This is a genomic window from Myxacorys almedinensis A, assembly GCF_010091945.1.
Classification (GTDB): Bacteria; Cyanobacteriota; Cyanobacteriia; order Leptolyngbyales; family Leptolyngbyaceae; genus Myxacorys; species Myxacorys almedinensis.
The window spans coordinates 1-21,932 of the sequence record NZ_WVIE01000045.1; the positions used below are offsets into that span (position 1 = coordinate 1).

Sequence of the window (21,932 nt, forward strand, 5' to 3'; positions counted from 1 at the left end):
ACCTGACATTGCTGTTTTTCTCCACACGGCAGAACCCATTCTCTCATTTGTCTCTCCCTTTTTTCAATTTGGTATTAGTCTCCAATGTTGAGATTGTGACGCCGCAATTTTGATGACCTGCGATCGCGCCTGTGGTTTAGCCGATAGCAGACTTTGGGGATGTCCCCAATCGGCGAATTTATGGGTCAGACGTTGGCACAGAGCTACTTCTTGGGCACTGCCTGAGCCGTCAATTGTTTCTGTTTCATAGAATTGCATCGAGTAATTGCTTGGATTATTCTTTTCATAGAAAAACCGCTGCACAACAATTCTCAATCTTGTTCTTATTTTTTTCAAATTGAGATAACAGAATAGTAGACTTTACATAAATTGAACCATTGTAAAATCTGAATTTTTAGTGTACTCGGAGGAATGTCTTGCTGAAAATATTGTCATTTAGATGAGATGTTCTTAACGTTATCACTAGCGGATATGTAAATTTGTAATCTTCTGCCCAGACCGCATGTGCTAAAAGCGATCGCCATCGTCTTTTTCTCATACCGGGGAATGCTATGAACAGCTTATTTTCCCAGATTCATGACTGCCTCTACTGCCTCATCCCTTGCCCAGACGCGATCGCTCCTACAACACCTTTGGGGCTACCCTGACTTTCGCCCTCCTCAAGGCGACGTCATTCAAACCTTGCTCACCGGGCAAGATGCCCTAATTATCTTGCCCACCGGCGGCGGAAAATCGCTTTGTTTTCAATTGCCAGCACTGATGCAAACCGGACTCACGCTAGTGATTTCGCCGCTCGTCGCCTTGATGGAAAACCAGGTTCAAGACTTGCAACAGCGGCGATTACCTGCCGCGCTTCTGCATAGCGAAATGGCTAGTGTCGATCGTAAAAAAGTGTTGTGGGCGCTAGAAACGCAGCAACTACGCCTCCTATATCTCTCGCCTGAAACACTACTCAGCGCACCGGTGTGGCAGCGCCTGTGTGTGCCCAACCTCAAAATCAACGGACTGATCGTTGATGAAGCTCATTGTGTGGCGCAGTGGGGAGAGACGTTTCGACCTGCATACTATCGGCTAGGAGCAGTTCGCCCGGCTCTATTGCAGCACAAACCGCCTACAACACGCCTGGCGATCGCCGCCTTCACCGCCACCGCCGATCCCACCACTCAAGACACCATCGAGCGCATTCTAGGTCTCGATCATCCTCATCGCGTTCGTCTGAGTCCCTATCGCTCTAATCTGTTTCTCACTGTCCAATCGATCTCAACGCCCAGAGGTCGCCGCCAGCGCCTAATTCAGTTCATCGGCTCCCAGTTCAGGCAGTCTGGGTTGGTCTACGTTCGCACACGGCACGACAGCGAAGCGTTAGCCATTGAGTTAAAGCAACAAGGGCATGCCACGGCTGCCTATCATGCAGGACTTGCAGCAAACGATCGCCGCCAGATCGAGCAAGATTGGCTGAAGGGCACCCTGCAATTTGTAATTTGTACAAATGCGTTTGGCATGGGCATTAGCAAACCTAACGTGCGATGGATTGTGCATTATCACGCGCCGTTTTTACTGAGTGAATATGTGCAAGAAATAGGGCGGGCTGGGCGAGATGGAAAGCCTGCGATCGCACTGATGCTAATTAGCAGTTGGCTCGACCCAGACGACAAAACGCGCTGGAATTTTTTTCAGCAGCAGATGCGATCGCAGATCCAATCTGCTCAAAAATTGGCGCAGGCTATTCCACCCCACGGATCAGTAGCAAGCGTATCTAAACAGTTCAAAGAAGGTGCAAAATCCCTGTCTCTGCTCTACAAGACGGGAACTCTGAGTTGGCTCGATCCCTTCCACTATGAAATTAATAGACATAAAAACAATGGGAACCGAAACAATACCCACAACGCAGCAGTAAATTCTGTGCAACCAATGCAGACCTATCTCAGCACCAAGAATTGTCGGTGGCAATCTCTACTTTCTGCCTTCGGGTGTGACGAAGAAGCAAAATCTTTTTGCTGTGGTCATTGCGATCTGTGTCGAAAACGCTAGTGCTCACCGCCCACCACTGTACTTAAGTCAGAGGCTGATCAGCCCTGCATCGGTTAGCCTTCAGGCACTACCATTATGCAAACCTTACCCAAAAGAGACTCAAGATGACAGACACTAGCGCTAAGAAAGTAGACGCTCAATCTTCGCCCAGAGGGGATATGGGGCAGAAATATCTTGCTTCGGGCGAGAGCCTCGCAATGCGGCTTTGGGAACAGGAAGAACCTGCCGATGAGGTCAAACCCTCTACAAAACGAGAGTATGAAACTGTCGGTTATGCCATTAGCGGCAGGGCAGAACTGCACCTCGACGGTCAAGTCATAGTGCTAGAATCCGGTGATTCTTGGGTTGTGCCAAAAGGTGTATCTCATACCTACAAAATTTTAGAGACGTTTACTGCTGTAGAAGCGACCAGCCCGCCTGCCCAAGCCCACCGACAGGATCGCTAGCATGACCGCATCTTGGGTAACGGATAAAACAGATTAATGAATGCGGTTGAAACACAATTTCTTTGTCTAAAACGTTGCCCAAAGCATCTGTTACGTCTGCTGTCCAAGCTGTTGCCAACGCCCCAGTTTTGAAGTTGCTTTTGCTCCCTTCATAACCTTCGTTTACTAATCTAAGCACAGTCATAGGACGATAACAGATGGCGCAACCTGTGCTAAAGCGCGAACTAGGGGTTTGGGGCGCAACAGTTATGGGCTTAGGTTCGATCGTGGGAACCGGAGTATTTGTTAGTATCGGCATTGCAGCAGACATTGCTGGAGCAAACCTTATCCTTGCGATCGTAGCGTTGTGCAATGGGCTAAGTGCTGCTCAACTTGCGGCTCGCCATCCCATGAGCGGTGGCAGTTACGAATATGGCTATCGCTATCTCAATCCGTGGCTTGGCTTTAGTGCAGGCTGGCTCTTTTTGCTAGCAAAGTCAGCATCAGCCGCTTGAGGATTCTCAGGATATTTGCTCAGTGCGTTGGGAAGGGTAAACTTGGAGCTTATTGATCCTATTGCATTTCTTGCCGTTGTTGTATTGAGTTTGGTTGTCTTAGACGGTGTTCAACGTTCTAATCGAGCGAACATTTTTATTGTATCGATCACGTTGCTAACTCTATTGTTTTTTATATTAGCTGGAATTCCTCATATCAATGTATCCAACTTCGCAAACAACAAAGCAGAACTCTTTACCAAACCATCTATTACCTCGATTAATAGCGCCTTTCACGCGACTGCATTGATGTTTGTGTCTTATACTGACTATGGACGAATTGCAACCATGAGCGAGGAAGTAAGACGACTTGGTATGAGAATTCGATTCTGCTAACTTTTCAACAATAGATTGAATAAATTTAGATTGAATAAATTTATAACAACGGTTTTACACCAACAAATTTAGCAGAGGCAAGCTACTTCTGCTTTTGCCCTTTCGCAAAACTCTGTCTTTAGGACAAGGCAAGCTCATTCTTAGGGAGATGAATTTGGAAACTGTATCAACGATTATGAGATCGCAAATCATCACAGCAGCAGATACATGCAAGGCAGTTTAGTTACGCCTTTGAAAACGCAGGAACTACTCCCAGCTACAACACAGGCGCAAATCAAGACCAATCCCTATTACGAAGCAGAAAAAAGCTTTGGTGAATTAATTGAGATAGAAGATCTCGATCAGCAACTTAACTGCTGTGTTGCTCAAATCAATGATTTTGAAGCGGCGCTAGAGCGGGCATTAGCACACGCTTACAAAACAACGCATCATTTAGCAGATCACAATTCAGACGATGCCCACTGGTTTATTCAGCGCGTTTTATACCGCATCAATCGTCTAAATTTATTTTGGTATGATGATCTTCATCACTATACCAACGAGCGATCGCTGTATCTGCAAAAAATCCGGAACCAGATCGAAGCGGTGTGGCAACAGTGGGAACTTGCTCAGGTCGATGTTGAGTCTTATACATCTTTAGATTTTAAGCAAGCTCTCAGCGATCGCTACGAAGCAGATCTGACTCCGGCTCTCTCTGCCGACGCCCTGTATCTACAGAACGAATTGTCGTTAGAAGGCTACCGCTACTTGATTGCGATCGCATCGTTCGATGGCTTAATTGAGTCGAGCCGACTCACGCGCATTTTGGGTGGTGCGGCAAACGAAGTTCAGGCAACTCTCACCAAAGTGCTGATTGAGGAATACGGTAACGGTCGTCTATCGCGCAAACATTCCACGTTTTTCGCACTGATGATGACCGAACTCGGCTTAGATACGCAGCCCGAAGCCTACATCGATCTCGTCCCGTGGCAAATTCTTGCTAGCACAAATCATAACTTTCTACTCACCGAGTGCAAACGCCACTTTTTGCGCTACAACGGCGGTCTAGCTTATTTTGAAGTTGCTGGGCCTTCTGCCTATCGCAATTATCTGGCGGCGGCTCAGCGTTTGGGTTTGTCTGATGATGCGATGGGATATTGGGAACTCCACATCCGCGAAGACGAGCGACATGGGCGGTGGATGATCGAAAACGTTACGCTACCCCTGATTGATATGTATCCCAACGAAGCGTGGCAACTGGTGTTGGGCTACGACCAAGAAAAGCAAATGGGCGATCGCGCTAGTGCTGCTGTAGTTGAGCGCCTGCGTCAATGGGAGACCAAACCGCTACCTATGGTTTCTCCCTGACCCAGCTTGTGCCTCAGACTCCACAGTTTCGCTTTACGCCCGAATGGAATAATGCAACGCAAATCATTTTTGGACTGACTCTATGACACTCGCTGAATCTCGCTCACAATTGGCGCTGCTAAACTCTGAAGGATCGATGCAGAGCGCAGCTTCGCAAGTACTTTGCGACCCAGTTCCTGTTTACTCTAAGCAAGACGTTTTTTTCTGCCCCGAAGAATCGCATTTCTATTCCTATTGTCTAGAACGGCTAGTATTTAATCGCTACAGTGATGCCGATAGCATTATTGAATTTGGTTGTGGAGATGGTAGCCCTGTTATTAACGCATTAATGCGAAGCTGCTTTGGTGGAACGATTCAAGGCTATGAATTAAACCCTGATGCTTATCAGGTCGCTTGTTCTAGAATTGCTCACCTAGAGCTAGATGAGACTTATAGCGTTCACAATCGATCCTTTTTTGAGGCAGATATTCCCAACGCCCAGTGTCTGATTGCAAATCCGCCTTACTTACCTGCGCCAGATAACAATATTTGTATGCCTCTGTTACATGGTGGCAGTGATGGCGCAACCATCACAAATCGGCTCCTCACTTTAGATTGTCCTAATGTGATGTTGCTGGTGTCTAGCTACTCAAATCCGGTGGAAACGATTGAGCATGGGTTGGATCAGGGCTATGCGATCGCAGATTTTATGCTGACACCGCTCCCGTTTGGGTATTACAGTTCTGAGCCAAAAGTTAGAAACAGCATTGCAAAACTACGTCAAAACCAGCAGGCATTTTATTCCCAAAACATCTACTTTTTAGCTGGAGTTTTGTTTACAAAGCAGGAACTGTGCACCACGGATCTTTCTAATGAGTTGATCAAGGTAATGACGGCTCTGTAATGCTCTAATATCTCAATAAAATAAAGGCGGCTTTCACTGAACTGATAAGCCGCCTTTGTCATGAGTGATGGAATGTCATGAGTGATGGAATTTATGGATGGAGCTAGATTTCTTGTTTCCTCTCCCTGCGGAGAAGGCTAGGGAGAGGACAAATTAGAATCTTAGAATCCAGCGAAGTTGTAACCAACGCCAACCCGAATTCCGACAGCCGCCTTTCCAATAACCGAGGCGTTAACCGCCGCCGTTGCTGTAAATTGCTCGGAAAGCGGCACATCCACACCACCAGTCAGCAATAGGGCAACGTCTCCGCCATCTCCGGTGGAAATTGCCGCCCCAATGCCAACATAAGGTGCGGCTGTAAACCCTAGCGCTTCTGTAGGACCTGCACCAAAGCTAAAGTCGTAGGTAACGGGCAGCAAAATTGTCACATCATCTGAAAACTGAATCGATGGGCGGGCTGAAAAGGTAGGAGTCAAGCCAATTTTACTGAAGACCTCGAAGTTAGTACTACCTAGCGCCGTATCGCCATCTCCAACGCCAATATTAACACCCGCCCCTACATAGCTAGACCCTGACCTCGTTGCCCGACCCGGCGAGATCGGAGGAATCAGATTGTTGCTAGGAGTGGTGGTATCTGGGGATGTGCCAGGGGTAAATTGCGGCGTTGTAGGAGTGGTATCTGGGGATGTAACGCCGGGTGTGGTGGTATCTGGAACCGTGGTATCTGGCGTGGTACTAGGGAACACGGGCGTTGTCGTGGGTGGAGGCGTAGTACTCGGTTGAGTGCTACCCGGAGTAATGATCGTTCCTGGAGTAGTGCCACCCGGGTTGGGAGTGGGAACCGTATCGGGAATAGTCGATGGGTTGCGCGTTCCGGGAGTGGTTGGCGTGGTGTCTTGGGTTCCTGGAGCCGTGTTGAATGGGCTAGGAGTGGTACTGGGTGTGGTGGTTTCTGGAGTGGTAGTTCCTGGAGTGGGAACCGTATCGGGAATGGTCGATGGGTTGCGCGTTCCGGGAGTAGTCGGCGTGGTGTCACTAGCTTGAGCCAATAGCCCTGATGCTTTCGTGACCGACTTGCCAGGAATAGGAGCGGCAAGAGACGCCGAAGGAACCGTAGCCAAAGCTTGGAGAACACTTGTCTCTGGAGTTGAAAATTGAGTTGGAGATGCGATCGTTACCGTAGGAGCAGTAGAATAACGAGCGTCGTTAAAATCTGGTCGTATAACTTGATTAGTCAATACAGAAGTCGCATCAACGGCATCTGGTTCTTCCGCGTGCGCTTTGAGGGTTCCTGCAAACACTGTGAGCACAGCAATGCTCAACGGCAGGAACATTTTCCTATTAATAATTGGGTTCAAGTTCGTCATAGAATCCTGTTAACGTGCGAAGCGTTATTCGCGTGTGGGCAAGAGGACTGGGCAATCAAGCCCAACCTTTAGCCATGAGCGTAAATCCCTCCGTTTCTCAGAACGTCTCTCTAAAGAAGGAAAATACCTCTGTGGCTCCACAAAGAATGATAGAAATTTGATAAAGCGCTTCTCAGGAACGGTGTTAACCTCTGAGCCGAGTTGCAAAGTTTTGCGATCGCGTGGGCGATAAACTCCGAGCTTTCAAGATTGCCGCCGCCAAACATGCATAAGACAAGATTCCCACCAATGCCAAAATCACGGGGCTAACGATGCCCATGGCATTCCAGAGGGCATGCAGACAGGCGGCGGCAAGGTAGCCAATTGTTAAAATCACCGGACTTTGTTTCGGTTTCAACACACTTAGTCCTATGAAATAACCGAAATAGCCGCTATATGCCATATGTCCTGAGATAGATCCCAACAAGCGAGGAATCAAAAGTTGCAGCCCCACCAACTGATTTAGCCCTTCTCCCGCTTGTAGCGTTGTGTTTTGAATCGCATCCGGCACATATTGCCCCAAGGTTTCTAGCAGGGTAAACCCAACCGCAGACGCCACACCTAGCAAAATGCCGTCCAACGGCTCCCAAATTCCGACCCAACGACTCCACGGCAGGGGCAAAAATCGCCCAAGTAGAAAAAATCCCAGAAGCGGCAGCGCTTTCAGCAATTCTTCCATCAAACCTGCCCCAAAGAACATCCGAATCAGCAGTACCAGGAAATTGATCGATTCTCCAGAGTCGGGGACTTGCCCAGGCAAGATTTGCCGAAACAGCACAATTGACAACGGCAAGATCGGGCTTCGCAGCAGTGCGATCGTGGCGAATGCCGCCCCCCCTGCAACCCACCAGGGTTTGTGTTTGCCGCAAAGCTGGTAGACAAAATAGTACGCGGCGATCGCCAGATACCCCGCAATCAGCAAATTAAACATGACGGCATGCCCGACCGCCAAAAACATCGCCACCACAAATCCGATGGTAATCATGCTGGGCGCAAGGAAGGCTTTTCGCGTGAGATCGCGCCCGGTAGACAGGATGGGAAAGAGTTGGGTGAAGGTGACCCCCTCTTCTGTCGCCGAAGCGATCGACGGTTCTGGGGGCGGCGCGGTCAAGCCGTTTGGGGGATGAGCCGAGGGCGCTTGAGCGCTGTACTCAAATATATATTCTGGGCCATTTCGTCCGAGGGTGATGCGATCGCAGCTTTGCAAAATCTCACATCCCCGCAGTCGTTTCCCGTTTAAGTAGGTGCCATTAGAGCTATTCAGGTCGCAGATCCACCACATTGGTGCAGTTCCCGGCTGGGCAGTAGGGCGCACCTCCACATGCCGCCGAGACACAGAAGCATACAAAACCGGGTCGACCACAATCTGACAGCGCGGATCGCGCCCGATCGCCAAAATGCGATCAGCCGGAAGGGGGTAGTAATGCTGTTTGAGGGCAGGCTTACCCCTGGTCGGCAGTTGCCGCAAGCTTGCGATCGCAGACGATTCACCTGTCATTACACGATGTCCAGCAGTTGCCATTCACCAAAAATCTATCACCAGTAATTGGGTCAAAGCGGCAAAGTTTTAGGAACAATAGGCAATATTTTATACTCCACATCGTGCCCTTTAAGCAAGCCTCAGGACTCCTTATCAACACTTTATCAACCCGCAAGCGTAACTTGTAACTCGTAAGTTCTAATTTGTCACTAGCGGTTACCCAGGGCATCCCCCGAAACCCCTAGAGCAACGGTTTAGGCACACGTTGCTCAGGTCGTTCCAGAAATAGTCAGACTCCGAAACTTAGAGGGGGCAGTCAGTGCTGAAGCTATGGCTGCGATCGCTAAAGCCAGCATAACAACGACTTCTCCTGGTGCAGCGCTGGCTTAACAGAGGGTAGCGCTCGTTGAAACCGGAGGTGCGATCGCTTCAACCCCCATCGCCTAGGAACAAACCGGAGTTGCTCGCGTTTGAATAAGAGCTAGGCTAGCTTGAACGCTAATAACAACTATTACTTCATTTATAAGCATCGCTTAAGTCATGGCAGCAATCGTTTAAGAATGCTTAATTTTAAGAGAATCGGGATCAGAAAGTTGGGTTTGGATCTATCGACATAGCAGTTAAGACTGTCTAGCTAAATCAGGCGCAAAGAGAATGGAAACTGACAAGACGCTGAGCAACATAACTTTGCAGGGTAAAAAGTTGCATCATAAAAACTGAAGTTGCTTAGGTAAAAATCACTAACTTTTTTTAGGTGCGATCGCACCTACCCCAACGATTGCCCAATTTTGCTCAGGTCAGGCGAGCAGCGCCCTGGATAAAGTGCAAGAGTAAACCTACCCACAAAGGTGTATCATGGCACGTCGAAAAAGAAACTCCAGCCCCCTAGAACGAGCCGAACGGCGCATCGAAAGTTTGCGCTCTATTAGTGCAAGGCTCGACCTTGGCGGCGGGCTGACTATGGATGCTTATGCCGCCACCATCACCGATCTGCGTTCTAAGCTTGCCCTCTACAATACTGCTTTATCGTCAATCGATAAACTTGCCAATGACGTAGAAGATGCAGAACGGCTTGTTCTGGAACTATCGGAAAAAATGCTGCTAGGAGTTGGCAGCCGCTATGGCAAAACCAGCTACGAATACGAAATGGCAGGTGGCTCACGGCGAAAAAATGCTCGCCGCACCACTCCCGACCCTGCCCCAACTACCGCTCCCACCTTCTTAGCAGAAGCATCGACGCCCTCAGCAGAAGCATCAACAAACGGTGCCTCGGCTGCCGTAGGAGGCTAAGTGAGACACCCCACGTCTAGGGTTGCTACGATTTATGCCAAAAAATAGAAGCCAGATCTAAATCTGGCTTCTCGTCAACAGCCGATTGTCAGGCTAAATTACGAATTATGCTTTCTCGCATCCGACACCGCAGAGAGAAAACAAATGACGCCAATCGGAGCGCTCAACGCCAAAATGATGCCAGTCGTTGGCACACCTAGATCGGGCGTGCCAGAGGAAAGCTCGAAAATGCAGCCTACTGCCGCGATCGCAGCAACACAAGACCCGGCAAGAAGAACGCCGCTTTTGGGAGTCATGATCATAAGTTACGCCACCGGCTTCACAGCTTGAGTTGAAAACCCACGCTTCTTAAGTTCCTGCGTGAGCGCGAGTTGATTGTTAACCCGGTCTACAAATAATACGCCATTCAGGTGATCGATTTCATGCTGAATCGCGCGCGCCAATAAGCCGGTCGCCTTGAGGGTTTTGGGGCGTCCTTGCTCATCTTTAAACGACACCTCGATCGCTTCAGGACGCTGCACATCTAAATAGACTCCCGGAATGCTAAGGCAGCCTTCCTGAGAGACATCAATCTCGCTACTCATCGACTTGATCACCGGATTGATCAGCACTAGCGGCTGATGCTCCGGGGTTTCAGGATCAGTATCAATCACAATAATTTGCTTGTTGATCGCCACCTGCGGCGCAGCTAAGCCAATGCCATCTTCGCAATACATGGTTTGCAGCATTTGGCGCACAATCTGACGAATGTCATCATCTACTTTTGCAACCCGTTTTGCCGGTTGACGCAAGACGCGATCGCCCAGGTGATGCACCTCTAGGGGTGGCTTCGCTAATTTTTTCTTCTCAACCAAAACTTCAGAAGGCATGGACAGTTCACCCGCATTGAATGCCAAAGGTCGGATCGAGTCCGCCTTGGTTCTATCTTATCTAATTTGAGGCAGGTCGGAAGCACAGTAAGGTTCTGGATTTGGGGTTCGGTTGAGAATAATGTGTGTTAAAAGGAATGCGCGACGGGAGAGATGACCCATCACGATCAGGGAGATCAATCTGTGGGAATGCTACGATTTTTAACAAAGCTGGAGTATTTGTGCCGAGAAACGGTTCTGGGCTTAAAGCGGGGCGGCTGGATGAACTGGGCGGCAATCAGTACAGTAACGGTGCTGCTGTTTTTGTTTGGCGTGAGTTTGCAGGCATCGTGGCAGCTAGAAGGCTTGCTCAATCAATTTGGCAGCCAGTTAGAGGTGTCAGTCTATTTAGAAACTGGGGTGTCGGCAGACACGCTCAAGCCTGTGATCGAGAGGTTGCCGTCTGTTGCATCGGTCGAAGGCACCTCGAAAGAAGAAGCGTGGAGCCAGTTGGTGAAAGAGTTGGGATTGTCGAGCCTCAAAGATGCGACTCAGCAATTAGAGGGAAACCCTTTGGTGGATGAGTTGAAAGTGAAAGCAACCTCATCGGCGCAAGTTCCTGCTCTTGCCCAAACGCTCAAGCAATTACAAGGCATCGAAACCGTACAGTATGTCGATGAAGCGGTGCAACGGATCGCCCAACTCAACCGGGGGTTTAACTGGATCAGCGTTATGGTGACTGGCTTGCTAACCGTCACGGCGATCGCCGTGATCAGCACCACGATCCGCCTGATTGTCTTAGCGCGGCGGCGCGAGATTGAGGTGATGCAGTTGGTTGGGGCAACGCGCGGCTGGATTTATCTGCCGTTTGTGCTTCAGGGCGTTACCTTTGGCGTGGTCGGAGCCGCGATCGCGGGGGGCATGGTTTATGGGGTGCACCGAGCGATCGCTCACGCTCTGTCCCAGCAAGCCGACTTTCTGCAATTTCTCGCCCAAAGCGTCCAGCTTAAGCCGTTTGATGTCATTCTTCTACCCATTATTTTGCTAACGTTCGGCGCTTCGGTAGGATTAATGGGCAGCCTGTTTGCGGTGCATCGTTTCGCTAAACTCTAATCGCCTATGAAGTCGCAGTGGGAATGCTTTTTGCAAAATGTTGGAGAATGGCACGGGTCGTTTACCGGGTTTTCGGTGCAAGGCAAAGAACTCGATACCACGCCTTCCGTCGTTCACATCGATCGACGCAGCGATCAACACGTCCACTTTAGCTTGCGGCGCAATTCTCCAACCCATCGAGACATAGAGTTTGACATGCACGGCACCCTCAGTCGCGACGTGCTATTTTTTGAAAATGGAGCGTTCTCGCAAGGATCGATGCAGCTTAGCCCGTTTGGCGCGTTTGGCGCTGAGTTTGGGTTAATGGACGGCAACCGCCGCTTAAGATTGGTTCAAATGTTTGAAAACCGAGCGTTGCAGAACCTCACCCTGATCCGCGAGCAACGGGCTGAAACCGATGCGCCCGAACGCCCACCCTTGACGATCGATGATGTGGTCGGCGAGTGGCAAGGTGAAGCGCTAACGCTGTATCCTGACTGGCGATCGCCTGATTCTTATCCAACGACGCTAACCATCGGACGGGACGGCGATCGGGTAAAGCAGGAGTTGAGATTTGGGCAAGGAGAGGCAGAGTGTAGGCTGGCATCAAACGCCAGGATTATTTCTCTGGAGAACGGCAACGCAACCAACAGCGCAGCGCTTTTTTTTGATCAAGGCGCGATGCCTATTCAGATTCTGCTGTTACCAGATGGCGCATCGTGTAACTGCCCGGTGCAGATTAAACCGGGTCAACCGTTTGTTCTAGAACTGGGGTGGTTGCTGCAAGCGGATCTGCGACAGCGCATCATTCGCAGTTATGACCATACAGGGGAATGGACGAGTTTAACCTTGGTGACCGAGCATAAAACAGTAAACGGCAGCGATCGCGGGTAGCACGAAACCCCTCACTCTAGAGACGGCAACTTGACAACAACGCCCAATTTTTCTGATAGTTTTCGAGCATGTTCGATAAAGTCACCCGCGCGATCGCTCTGTTTGATGATCGGCAGGGTTGTGCCTAAAACGGCTAGAAAGTAAGCCTTAATTCGTTGAGGTCTGCGTTTGTAAACAATCTTGATTTCGTCTTGCAGATCGCTAAGGTAAACGCTGACAATATCTCGGCGATCTTCTGGTAATTCTTCTACAATTCTCTGAAGTGCATCCAGGGAATTAATAATTTGCTCAACGTCTTGAAGCAGAATTTGTTGCGTTGCAGCTCGTCCACTTGTCGCAGGTTTAGAAGACCCATCAGCGTGCTCAACAGACGGCTCTTGCAAGGAAACTTTAGGAAGCAGGTCGGCTAATTTTTCTGAGCTTTTTAGCTGTTCCAAAATAGCTCTTCCTTTATCGGTCAAATAGGCTCGGACAATCTGAAATTCTCGTGTACTATTGTCATAAACTTTGGCTACTTTAAGATATTCATCTTCTGCCATGGTGTCTAAATAATAGCGGAGCATCTGCATCGATGAGCCTAATGCGTTGGCGATGCCTTCACCAGAGATAGTTCCGTTGCTGACGACTTGTAGAATTTTAATCTGCCGTTCGTTTAATGCCATTGAGGGGTGCAGTTCCTATAAACGCTTGCGAAGTCAGCACTTCGGGTTAGGTCTGCTATTTTATCTGGTTTTATTGAAAAAACGGTCAGATTTTGCAGGTGGAATGGCGCCAGCGTTACAATCTCGCAGCCACGTTTGAATGGCTTGCCCGATCACCCCTTGGCTGCTCTCCCGTGGCGGCGTTGGCGACTGTTTTGTGGGATAGGTTCCAATCTGGGTGAACAGGAGTGCCAAGCGCCACTCATCCTCTGTTCTGGTCAGAAACAGCCAATGAAAGCCTTGCAGATACACCACATTGCGCCCCGATGGGCGATCGCTCTCGGCAGCCATCTGCGGCGGGGCAACCCGTTCTCGCTCCAAGGTTGTGATGAAGACTTGACGTAAAGTTGAGTCAGGTTTGCCCACCGGCTTGCCGTGCCCCGAAGTTCCATCTCGGCTCAACCTGTCCGGACTCAATGGCAGCGGCTCAAACTCAGGTCTACCCACGGTAACGACATAACTTCGGGTTACATTTTCCCGGCTAGTCGATCGGGCGATCGCGCGATTGGTGTAGCCTGCCAAGCTACCAAGCATCAGCGTCACGAGCGGCTCAACCTCGGAGGGGCAGGCATAGCGTTTGGGCATTAGGGCAGCCTCGCTTGCCGACGGAACCAGAAGCAAGAGCGCGATCGCACCGATCTGGCTGCTCCAAAGGCGCAATTGTGAAAGAACCGCGCGGCTCCCTCCCCTAGGCATCTTCGATCTCCTGACAAATCCGCTCAAACGCTCTACCGGGCTGCTCTGCCGCCGTAATCGGACGCCCAATCACCACATAGGTTGACCCTGCCTCCAGTGCCTGCCGAGGCGTCATGATCCGCTTTTGGTCGCCTGCCTCTGCCCACGTCGGTCTGACACCGGGCGTTACCAAAACAAATTCATCGCCGCAGGTTTGTCTCAGTTGTTGCACTTCCTGCGGAGAACAGACGGCACCCGCCAAGCCGCTTGCTTGGGCTAAAAGCGCCATCTCCAGCGTATATTCCGGCAGTTCTAGCGGCACTTTTAATTCAAACGCCAGGGTGCGAGCAGAAATGCTAGTCAAAAGCGTTACTGCAATCAGTTTAGGAACGGGTACCCCCGCGTGTTCTGCGCTAGCTCGAAGGGCGGTTTGGGCGAGTTGAAGTCCGGCACTTCCTGTAGCGGCATGGATCGTGATCAAATCAACGCCATAGCTCGCTGCCGCCGCGCACGCCCCCGCGACCGTGTTGGGAATATCGTGAAACTTTAGATCGAGGAAGATGCGCTTTTGCCGCTGTTTGAGTCGGGTCAGAATGGGTGCCCCACTGCTGACGAAAAGTTCTAAGCCAACTTTCCAAAAGGTGACTTGGGGGAGTTGGTCAATCAGCGCGATCGCAGCTTCTTGACTCGCCACATCCAACGGCACAATAATCCGTTCAGATATGCTCATCTTCTGTTCAGACATAGGTTCAGATATGACACAGGTTCAGATATAAGTTCAGATATAAGTCCAGACATGGGTTCAGGTATGGTCATTCCCTACTCAACAAAGCGCACAAACTTATTTTTACCAAGCTGAAGCACTTTTCCTCTCAACGCTTCAGAAGACGTAAACGTTAGGTCAGCCTGCTCTACTTTCTGCCCATCTAACTTCACCGCACCGCCTTGAATCTGCCGTCGCGCCTCTGAACTGCTCTTGCACAGCCCTGTAGCACTGACCAGGTAAAAAATCTTAGACGGAAACTGCACAGATGAAAGCGAAAATTCGGGAACAGCATCGCTTTGACTGCCTGCACCCTGCACCAGAGCGATCGCCGCCGCTTGAGCGTTTAGGGCATTTTCTTTGCCGTGGTACTGAGACGCCACATCAAGCGCCAACAATTTTTGGCGATCGCGGGGGTTGTCTGGCAGGTGATCTAACGATCGATTTGTCAGCAACTCAAAATATTGCTCAATCAGCGTATCGGGAATCTTTTCCAACTTCGAGTACATACTCAGCGCATCTTCCGACAGCCCAATGTAATTATTCAGCGATTTCGACATCTTCTGAACGCCATCCGTTCCCAGCAAAATCGGCATCAGCAGACCAAACTGGGGCGTCTGCCCAAAATGGCGCTGCAAATCTCGACCCACCGCAAGGTTAAACTTCTGATCCGTGCCGCCCAACTCCACATCAGACTCAACCGCAACCGAATCATATCCCTGCATCAATGGATAGAGGAACTCGTGCAAATAGATCGGCGTCCCCTGCTTATAGCGCTCCGCAAACCCTTCTTTTGCTAGCATCTGCCCAACCGTCATCGTTGCCAGCAATTCTCGAATGTTTGACAGATCGAGCTTCGCCAACCACTCCGAGTTATGACGCACCTCCAACCGTCCCGGCGTTTCACAATCTAAAATCGGACGCACCTGCTTTAGATAGGTTTCTGCATTAGCAGCCACCTGCTGTGGCGTCAGTTGTTGTCGCACCTCCGATTTCCCGGTCGGATCGCCAATCTGCGCTGTAAAGTCCCCAATGATCAAAACAGCCGTATGCCCAGCATCCTGAAATGCTCGCAACTTGCGGAATAAGGTACTATGACCCAGATGAATGTCTGTGCCCGTTGGGTCAATCCCTAACTTGACTCGGAGAGGATGGTTCGCTTGCTCAATCCGTTTCACCAGGTTCTCGGTCGGGCTGTCAGCATCGGGCTGATCTGGAAAAATTTCACTAATGCCCCGGTAAAGCCAGGAAGAATTGGTTACCATACGTTGTCTGATGCAAATTGGTCTGATACAAATTGGTCTGATGCAAATTGGTGATACAAAATTGCCATAAACCTACTCTGATGTAGAAGATGATTTCCCTTGCTAAAATTCGAGGGTAATTCAGAAACACTACTACAATTGGGGCAACCTTTAACCCAATTGCCCATCCGCCGTTTCCGCACCGATGCCATACCCCTACTGCCACAACAGGATGTTTAGGATATTGCAAGCATGTTCACACTGTTGAAAAACTGGTTGTTCTTGCGCTTTCAACTAACTTTAAGAGAAACGTTGTTCCATTTTAGCCAGTCTCATCTATCCTACTAAAGTTATCTGTGATACCCGTACTAACCCCCGTTTTAACATCAGACCCTTTCTCGTTGCGCTAGTAGGCATGATCTAGCGCCTCCCATTGCCCCCTTAAGAATAGAGAGATCACCGTGTCGTCTAACACCATCAGACAAAAGCAACAGCGTCAACCCGAATCTACTGGTCAATTTATTCGATCGGTTGCCAAGGTTACAGGAGGCACCTTACTCGGATTAACGATGCTTTCTAGTGCGATCGTTGCCGGTGGGTTAGTGGGCTTAGCCGTCAGCTTCCGCAACTTGCCCGATGTGCGTGTGCTGCGAGGCTATACGCCGAGTGAGACTACCCATATTTATGATATTAAGGGGAAGCTCCTTGCCAGCATTCACGGAGAGGCAAATCGGGAAGTCGTGCCGCTTGATAAAATTTCTCCCCAGTTAAAACGAGCGGTCATTGCGATCGAAGACAGCTACTTCTATGCTCACAACGGCGTTAACGTAGGTGCAGTAGCACGGGCATCGGTAGCAAACTTTAGCACTGGGAGAACGGTCGAAGGCGGCTCTACCGTCACCATGCAGTTGGTGAAAAACCTATTTTTGTCTCCCAAGCGAGCCTTTAGCCGAAAAATTGCCGAATCTGTTTTGGCGCTTCGCATCGAGCAGATCTTTAAAAAAGATCAAATTTTAGAACTGTATCTCAATCAAGTCTACTGGGGGCACAACAATTACGGGGTGCAAACGGCGGCACAAAGCTACTTTGGCAAATCTGCGGCCAATTTAGATTTGGCTGAAGCATCGATGATGGCAGGCTTGATCCAGTCGCCCGAAGCGCTGAGTCCGTTTGTGGATCTCAAAAGCGCGAAAAAACGCCAGCGCGAGGTGCTGCATCGGATGGCTGAGTTGGGGTGGATCACTCCGCAAGAAGAAGAGGCAGCCCGAAAACAGTCGCTAAAGCTCGGCAAAATCACCTCTTTTCAAAAGAGCGATATGCCCTATGTCAGCAATGCCGTTGTTCAAGAACTGACGAAGAAGTTTGGGCGCGACGCCGTGCTTAAAGGTGGAATGCGAATCCAGACGACGATCGATTCTAAGCTGCAACGCCTCGCAGAAGATACGGCACGCAACTGGATTGGTCGGCTGAATAATATGGGGGTCTACGCCGATCAGATGGCGATCGTATCCGTTGATCCGCGTACTCATTTTGTGAAGGCAATGGTTGGCGGGGTGGACTCTAGCAAAAGCGAATATAACCGAGCCACTCAAGCCTTGCGGCAGCCCGGATCAGCCTTCAAGCCGTTTGTCTACTATGCCGCCTTAGCCTCTGGCAAATATGCTGCCGACTCTACTGTCTATGACAGCCCGGTGGGCTACCCAGATGGCTACGAAATGTATTATCCCCAAAACTACGATCGTACCTTTGGTGGAGCAATGCCGTTGCGCCGCGCGTTAGAAATGTCGCGCAATGTTCCTGCGGTCAAGTTGGGTCAAGAGATTGGCTTGAACAAAGTTGTTGAAATCGCCCGCAGCATCGGGGTTAAAAGCCCGATCGATCCAGTGATTTCGCTGCCCCTTGGCTCTGTTGATTTAACGCCAATGGAAATGGCAGGAGCCTATGCTACGTTTGCGAGCAACGGTTGGTATTCTGAGACGACGTTGATTGCTCAAGTGAGTGACAGCAGCGGCAACGTTTTGCTAGACAACACGCCAAAGCCTAGACTGGTTCTTGATCCGTGGGCAGCCGCATCCTTAAACGATGTCTTGCAAGGGGTCGTTTCGCGAGGCACCGGGACTGCCGCTCAGATTGGGCGTCCGACAGCCGGAAAGACAGGAACAACGTCCTCTGAGCGGGATATCTGGTTTGTCGGCTATGTGCCACAGTTGGCAACGGCAGTTTGGGTGGGCAATGACAACTACACGCAGCTAGGTCAAGGGGCAACAGGAGGAGGGTTTGTAGCTCCGATTTGGCGAGAGTTTATGTCGCAGGCATTGCAGGATGTGCCAGTTGAGAAGTTTAGACCTGCTTCTGACTTTGACCGACCGTAGTGAGCGAACAACACGAGGTTGAACGTATGGCGTGATTCGGATCTAGCGGCGTAGGCTGCGATCGCACTATCAACATTCAACCTTGGCGCTCAGCAGTCTAGTTTCAGATTACTGATCAATTACTGATCAATTTGCGATTTCATGCGTGCCAGAGTTTGGTTCATTTGATCAAACATCTGTTGAGGAGTAATGCCGAACTGATTAAGCTGGGTCTTCATCTGCTCTACAGTCATCTGAGCAGTAAAATCTTCCGATAGCTCAAAGCGTTTCATAAATATTTTATAGCGATCCATGATGGCTTCCATCTGCTCGATATAAAGCAGTTTGCCTTCGCGATCAAACTTGCCATAGCTGCCGCCCAAATTGACAAGCGACTGGTAATCGTCAAAAAGCTGTTTAGCTTCTTGTTGGACAATCTCGGAGTCAAAAAATCCCATTGCTCTAAACTGGCTTCGCTAGCTGAATAGGGGTGATTAACGTTGGTTAACGTTGGTTAACGCTGATCAATCTCGCCCTAATATTCATCTTAATCCAGCCGTTGCTTCCCGGTAAGTAGGGCTTTCACTACCTAACGCTAGCCCAAAATTGGTTGTTTTGGATGCGCGTTTTCTATCGCCGAAACAGCCTAAATAGCGAGCCTAATTTTGGCTCAGTGCCTGTAGAAATGGGGTGAGAGGGGGACTTTGCCTGCAAATTTAATCGGGGTGCAAACTCGGTTGCCAACGGTTCTGTCGGGTCGAGTTTGAGCGCTTGACGAAAGTGAACGATCGCCATGCCGCTCATGTCTTGGCGAAGATAGGCAAAGCCCAACAGAGCATGATATGCGGCTTGATGGGGAGCAATTTTCAGGGCGTCTCGAAGTTCTAGCACGGCTTGCCCCCACACTTCTTTTTTGATGTATTGCTGAGCGCGATCGTAGTGCCGTCGGGCATAGTCCACGGTGGATGACGATTGCTCAGATCGGGCAAAAATATACTGAGTCGCAGGTTTCACCTCTGAGGCGGCAACCAATCCGGTGCGTTTTTCTCGAACGAACAAATCTCCCATCTTGAGTTGAAGATAGATCAAATTGAGTTCGTCAAGCTGCTGAGAGACGAGGTGAAATCTTTCTAAATCTTGAAACTGAACCTCGGCAAGGGTCGCGATCGCATGTTCATAAAATATTTCCGCCTCATGCACGGGCTGACGCATCAACTCGCGTGCAATCTCGCTTTGGGGCACTAACTGTGAATCTCGCACCAGTCGTCGCACCTGAAGCCGCACCATCGCCATTACCTCAGATCGTCCCTTGTCGTGTTTAATTTTCTCGTACGCTGGATTCACCAGCCGCGCAAACACTTGATTTGCGAAGTCTTGATCGGCTGACTCGGCAAAGAGATAGCGATCGGGGTGAAGCACTTTCGCGATCGCATGATAGCGCTTGAGAACCCGGCGATCGTCGGCAGCGACCGAGACCCCCAAGACAGCATAGGGATCGGATAATAGTTTCAACCAGTCGGGCGAGAAGGTAGATGAGAGCATCGATGGTGCGATCCTCAAGTAAGTAAAAACTGGGTCAAGGGAGAAGCCAGTACAGAAAAATCCAGTACAAAAAATCCGGTATAGGGGGCAATCTACATCCAGAACGAAGTTCGCTATAGTAAAACCAGTCTGAGGGGGCTGTGGCTCACTCAACGAAACAGAGGCTAGGCAATTCATGATTGAGGGGAGGCAACCCTGCTTCAAATCAGCCAAGGGCGAGTGTCAGAGCATCGCAAAGATGAGGCTATACTTCTATGTACTCAACGTGGGTAGTGTAAACCGGAGAATCGGATAAATCGACAGCAATGTTAGCAAAACCAAGAAGTCGGAGAGTAGCGGCGCTTTTGGCATTAGCAGGAGCGATTCCCATGGTTGGCGGTTTTCATCTGGTAGGGTTGCACAAACTCTATCTAGGGCAGCGCTGGTGGTGTCTGATTTATGTTGCCTTTGCCCTCACCGGAAGCAAAGTCGCTTGGATTGCGGGTATATTTGATGCCATCTTCTATTTGGTTCAAAATCCCGACGAGTTTGATGCCAACTTTAACAATGGGGTAATGCCAGAAGCAGCGACCTCGGTAGGCATTTTTGCAACGTCGCCGACCTCTGTTAATCGCATTTCGGAAACCCTGCGAGATTTGGATCAGTTGCGGGAAGATGGCTTAATTTCTGAGTACGAATTTGAACAAAAGCGACGAAAATTGCTGGAAAAGATTGGGTAAGCATGGAGAGAAATGGGCGTTTTGGATTGGTTCATCTCTGGCTCAAAATTAGCGGGTCGATGGGCGTTGCCCAATCCTATGCGATCGCTAAAGTTTCAGATTCAAAATGATCCTTACTATCGGTTTCAGTCGCTAGAAGACATCAAAATTGCCGCCTCGCTGGGGATTCAAATCGATGTCAATCAAGCCACGATCGACGACTGGCTGAGGCTCCCCGGTCTTTCAATTCATCAAGCCAGGCTGTTAACTGGGTTGAGCCGCTCAGGGATTCAGTTTGTGTGTGCAGACGATGTGGCGGCTGCCTTAGGCATATCTGCCCAGCGCGTGAAGCCACTGGAACCGATTATGCAATTTTGTTATTACGACATAGAGAGTTTGCATCAGATTCGGCGCGTCAACCTAAACACCGCTTCAGCAGAGGAGTTGACCCAAATTCCAGCAATCAAGCCTGTGTTGGCACATGCGATCGCCCGAAATCGCACAACCAACGGCAACTACAAACACCTTGTCGATTTGCAGGAACGCTTATCATTGCCCAGTCAGATCACGGCAGATCTGATGCACTATCTGACGTTTTGAGCGGGTTCACACCCCGCCAATTCGGTTAAACGGGAAAAACCGAAACAATGCCCGTCCAACAATATACTCCTTTGGCAAAAATCCCCACACATGGGAATCGTTGCTGTTGTTTCGGTTGTCACCCATCACAAAGAAACTATTTTCAGGAACCTGAACTGGCGGCATTCTATACTTTGGTGGCTGAGCAATATACGGTTCTTCGAGGCTTCTATTATTAACCAGAACCTCACCATCCTTCACTTCAACCGTTTGCCCTGGTCTGCCAATCACCCGCTTGATAAACGCCTGATCTTTAGAATATCCCTGGTCTTGAAGCTGAGGGGGGGGATCAAACACAATAATTTCACCCAGTTCAGGATTGCGAAACCGATACGACAGTTTTTCGACCACTAAGCGATCGCCGATCCTCAAGGTTGGAATCATCGAGTCAGAGGGAATAAACCGAGGCTCTGCCACATAAGCCCGGACGATCAGCGCTAAAATCAGCGCCGCGACGAGAATCTGGATATTTTCCCACCACAGTTTCCAGTTGGGAGATGGCGAAGTCGAGGGTTTTGTTGCCGGTTCGGGGGTCATAAGTAGAGCCGCATTAAGCGTAACACGTAGGATTGAAGGTCTGTCGCCATTTTACCTGTAACAGTTCTTCAAATTGCCGCCAACTCGTTAACTCAAAGAGTTTGGCTCGTTTTGTTCGGTTAACCTGAGTTCGGGATAAGAATTGGACAAGAAAGGGGCAAACCCAATAGGCTGAAAATGCTAAAATCTCATGCCC

At 49.8% G+C, this 21,932-nt stretch carries 22 protein-coding genes and 1 pseudogene; 11 read left to right on the forward strand and 12 right to left on the reverse strand.

Going from position 1 to position 21,932, the window contains the following annotated elements; translation table 11 throughout:
• Window positions 1-576 precede the first annotated feature (576 nt).
• The 5 genes and pseudogenes from GS601_RS21910 (at window position 577) to GS601_RS21930 (ending at window position 5,576) form a co-directional block, all read left to right on the forward strand.
• The gene (locus GS601_RS21910) at window positions 577-2,031 is read left to right on the forward strand and encodes a RecQ family ATP-dependent DNA helicase (protein WP_162425423.1); all 1,455 of its coding nucleotides are present in this window, start codon (window positions 577-579) and stop codon (window positions 2,029-2,031) included.
• 104 nt (window positions 2,032-2,135) lie between these two features.
• Window positions 2,136-2,477 carry a cupin domain-containing protein gene (locus GS601_RS21915; protein ID WP_162425424.1) on the forward strand — a complete coding sequence of 114 codons (342 nt, stop codon included), beginning with the start codon at window positions 2,136-2,138 and terminating at the stop codon, window positions 2,475-2,477.
• Window positions 2,478-2,674: 197 nt separating this feature from the next.
• Window positions 2,675-3,346, forward strand: a pseudogene (locus GS601_RS23830) (APC family permease).
• Window positions 3,347-3,553: 207 nt separating this feature from the next.
• The gene (locus tag GS601_RS21925; RefSeq protein WP_162425425.1) at window positions 3,554-4,693 is read left to right on the forward strand and encodes an iron-containing redox enzyme family protein; all 1,140 of its coding nucleotides are present in this window, start codon (window positions 3,554-3,556) and stop codon (window positions 4,691-4,693) included.
• Between the two features lie 82 nt (window positions 4,694-4,775).
• Entirely contained in the window at window positions 4,776-5,576 is an 801-nt protein-coding gene (locus GS601_RS21930) for a class I SAM-dependent methyltransferase (protein ID WP_238393447.1), read from the forward strand.
• Window positions 5,577-5,737: 161 nt separating this feature from the next.
• On the opposite strand, the gene GS601_RS21935 is transcribed toward GS601_RS21930, so the two are convergent.
• Window positions 5,738-6,943, reverse strand: coding sequence for a hypothetical protein (locus GS601_RS21935; RefSeq protein WP_162425426.1), 1,206 nt, complete (start codon window positions 6,941-6,943; stop codon window positions 5,738-5,740).
• Window positions 6,944-7,127: 184 nt separating this feature from the next.
• Window positions 7,128-8,480: a PrsW family glutamic-type intramembrane protease gene (locus GS601_RS21940; RefSeq protein WP_162425427.1), complete on the reverse strand. Its 1,353-nt coding sequence runs from the start codon at window positions 8,478-8,480 to the stop codon at window positions 7,128-7,130.
• A gap of 837 nt (window positions 8,481-9,317) precedes the next feature.
• On the opposite strand from GS601_RS21940, the gene GS601_RS21945 reads away from it, so the two are divergent.
• Complete coding sequence (locus tag GS601_RS21945) at window positions 9,318-9,752, forward strand: hypothetical protein (RefSeq protein ID WP_202925285.1); 435 nt, start codon at window positions 9,318-9,320, stop codon at window positions 9,750-9,752.
• Between the two features lie 98 nt (window positions 9,753-9,850).
• Here GS601_RS21945 and GS601_RS21950 read toward each other — a convergent pair whose 3' ends face one another.
• Complete coding sequence (locus GS601_RS21950) at window positions 9,851-10,054, reverse strand: hypothetical protein (RefSeq protein WP_162425428.1); 204 nt, start codon at window positions 10,052-10,054, stop codon at window positions 9,851-9,853.
• Window positions 10,055-10,057: 3 nt separating this feature from the next.
• Entirely contained in the window at window positions 10,058-10,621 is a 564-nt protein-coding gene (def, locus tag GS601_RS21955; protein ID WP_162425429.1) for a peptide deformylase, read from the reverse strand.
• Window positions 10,622-10,774: 153 nt separating this feature from the next.
• Between def and GS601_RS21960 the strand changes: the two genes are divergently transcribed.
• Both GS601_RS21960 and GS601_RS21965 read left to right on the forward strand, forming a co-directional pair.
• Window positions 10,775-11,713 (forward strand): cell division protein FtsX, encoded by a 939-nt coding sequence (locus GS601_RS21960; RefSeq protein ID WP_238393448.1) that lies wholly within the window; start codon window positions 10,775-10,777, stop codon window positions 11,711-11,713.
• A 6-nt stretch (window positions 11,714-11,719) separates the two neighbouring features.
• Window positions 11,720-12,586 carry a DUF3598 family protein gene (locus GS601_RS21965; RefSeq protein ID WP_162425430.1) on the forward strand — a complete coding sequence of 289 codons (867 nt, stop codon included), beginning with the start codon at window positions 11,720-11,722 and terminating at the stop codon, window positions 12,584-12,586.
• A gap of 11 nt (window positions 12,587-12,597) precedes the next feature.
• Here the strand turns inward: GS601_RS21965 and GS601_RS21970 are convergent, their stop codons facing one another.
• The 4 genes from GS601_RS21970 to tyrS all read right to left on the reverse strand — a co-directional run bounded on the left by GS601_RS21970 (window position 12,598) and on the right by tyrS (window position 15,990).
• Window positions 12,598-13,248 (reverse strand): helix-turn-helix domain-containing protein, encoded by a 651-nt coding sequence (locus GS601_RS21970; protein WP_162425431.1) that lies wholly within the window; start codon window positions 13,246-13,248, stop codon window positions 12,598-12,600.
• Between the two features lie 60 nt (window positions 13,249-13,308).
• Window positions 13,309-13,983, reverse strand: a complete 675-nt coding sequence (locus tag GS601_RS21975; protein ID WP_202925287.1) for a hypothetical protein — start codon at window positions 13,981-13,983, stop codon at window positions 13,309-13,311.
• Window positions 13,976-14,707, reverse strand: a complete 732-nt coding sequence (gene pyrF / locus GS601_RS21980) for an orotidine-5'-phosphate decarboxylase (protein WP_238393449.1) — start codon at window positions 14,705-14,707, stop codon at window positions 13,976-13,978. Before pyrF ends, GS601_RS21975 begins: the two co-directional genes overlap by 8 nt.
• Window positions 14,708-14,781: 74 nt before the next feature.
• Window positions 14,782-15,990, reverse strand: coding sequence for a tyrosine--tRNA ligase (gene tyrS, locus GS601_RS21985; protein ID WP_162425432.1), 1,209 nt, complete (start codon window positions 15,988-15,990; stop codon window positions 14,782-14,784).
• A gap of 440 nt (window positions 15,991-16,430) precedes the next feature.
• Here tyrS and GS601_RS21990 point away from each other — a divergent pair, with 440 nt between their 5' ends.
• The gene (locus GS601_RS21990) at window positions 16,431-18,341 is read left to right on the forward strand and encodes a transglycosylase domain-containing protein (RefSeq protein WP_338017113.1); all 1,911 of its coding nucleotides are present in this window, start codon (window positions 16,431-16,433) and stop codon (window positions 18,339-18,341) included.
• A gap of 119 nt (window positions 18,342-18,460) precedes the next feature.
• Here GS601_RS21990 and GS601_RS21995 read toward each other — a convergent pair whose 3' ends face one another.
• Together GS601_RS21995 and GS601_RS22000 are read right to left on the reverse strand one after the other, a co-directional pair.
• Window positions 18,461-18,778 (reverse strand): DUF1825 family protein, encoded by a 318-nt coding sequence (locus GS601_RS21995; RefSeq protein ID WP_162425433.1) that lies wholly within the window; start codon window positions 18,776-18,778, stop codon window positions 18,461-18,463.
• 172 nt (window positions 18,779-18,950) lie between these two features.
• Entirely contained in the window at window positions 18,951-19,862 is a 912-nt protein-coding gene (locus tag GS601_RS22000; RefSeq protein ID WP_162425434.1) for a J domain-containing protein, read from the reverse strand.
• A gap of 368 nt (window positions 19,863-20,230) precedes the next feature.
• On the opposite strand from GS601_RS22000, the gene GS601_RS22005 reads away from it, so the two are divergent.
• The gene (locus GS601_RS22005) at window positions 20,231-20,581 is read left to right on the forward strand and encodes an SHOCT domain-containing protein (RefSeq protein WP_202925288.1); all 351 of its coding nucleotides are present in this window, start codon (window positions 20,231-20,233) and stop codon (window positions 20,579-20,581) included.
• Between the two features lie 12 nt (window positions 20,582-20,593).
• Window positions 20,594-21,160 carry a ComEA family DNA-binding protein gene (locus GS601_RS22010; protein ID WP_162425436.1) on the forward strand — a complete coding sequence of 189 codons (567 nt, stop codon included), beginning with the start codon at window positions 20,594-20,596 and terminating at the stop codon, window positions 21,158-21,160.
• 6 nt (window positions 21,161-21,166) lie between these two features.
• Here the strand turns inward: GS601_RS22010 and lepB are convergent, their stop codons facing one another.
• The gene (lepB, locus tag GS601_RS22015; RefSeq protein WP_162425437.1) at window positions 21,167-21,736 is read right to left on the reverse strand and encodes a signal peptidase I; all 570 of its coding nucleotides are present in this window, start codon (window positions 21,734-21,736) and stop codon (window positions 21,167-21,169) included.
• A 13-nt stretch (window positions 21,737-21,749) separates the two neighbouring features.
• On the reverse strand, window positions 21,750-21,932 hold a 183-nt coding region (locus GS601_RS23400), incomplete at its 5' end, for a hypothetical protein (protein WP_238393450.1).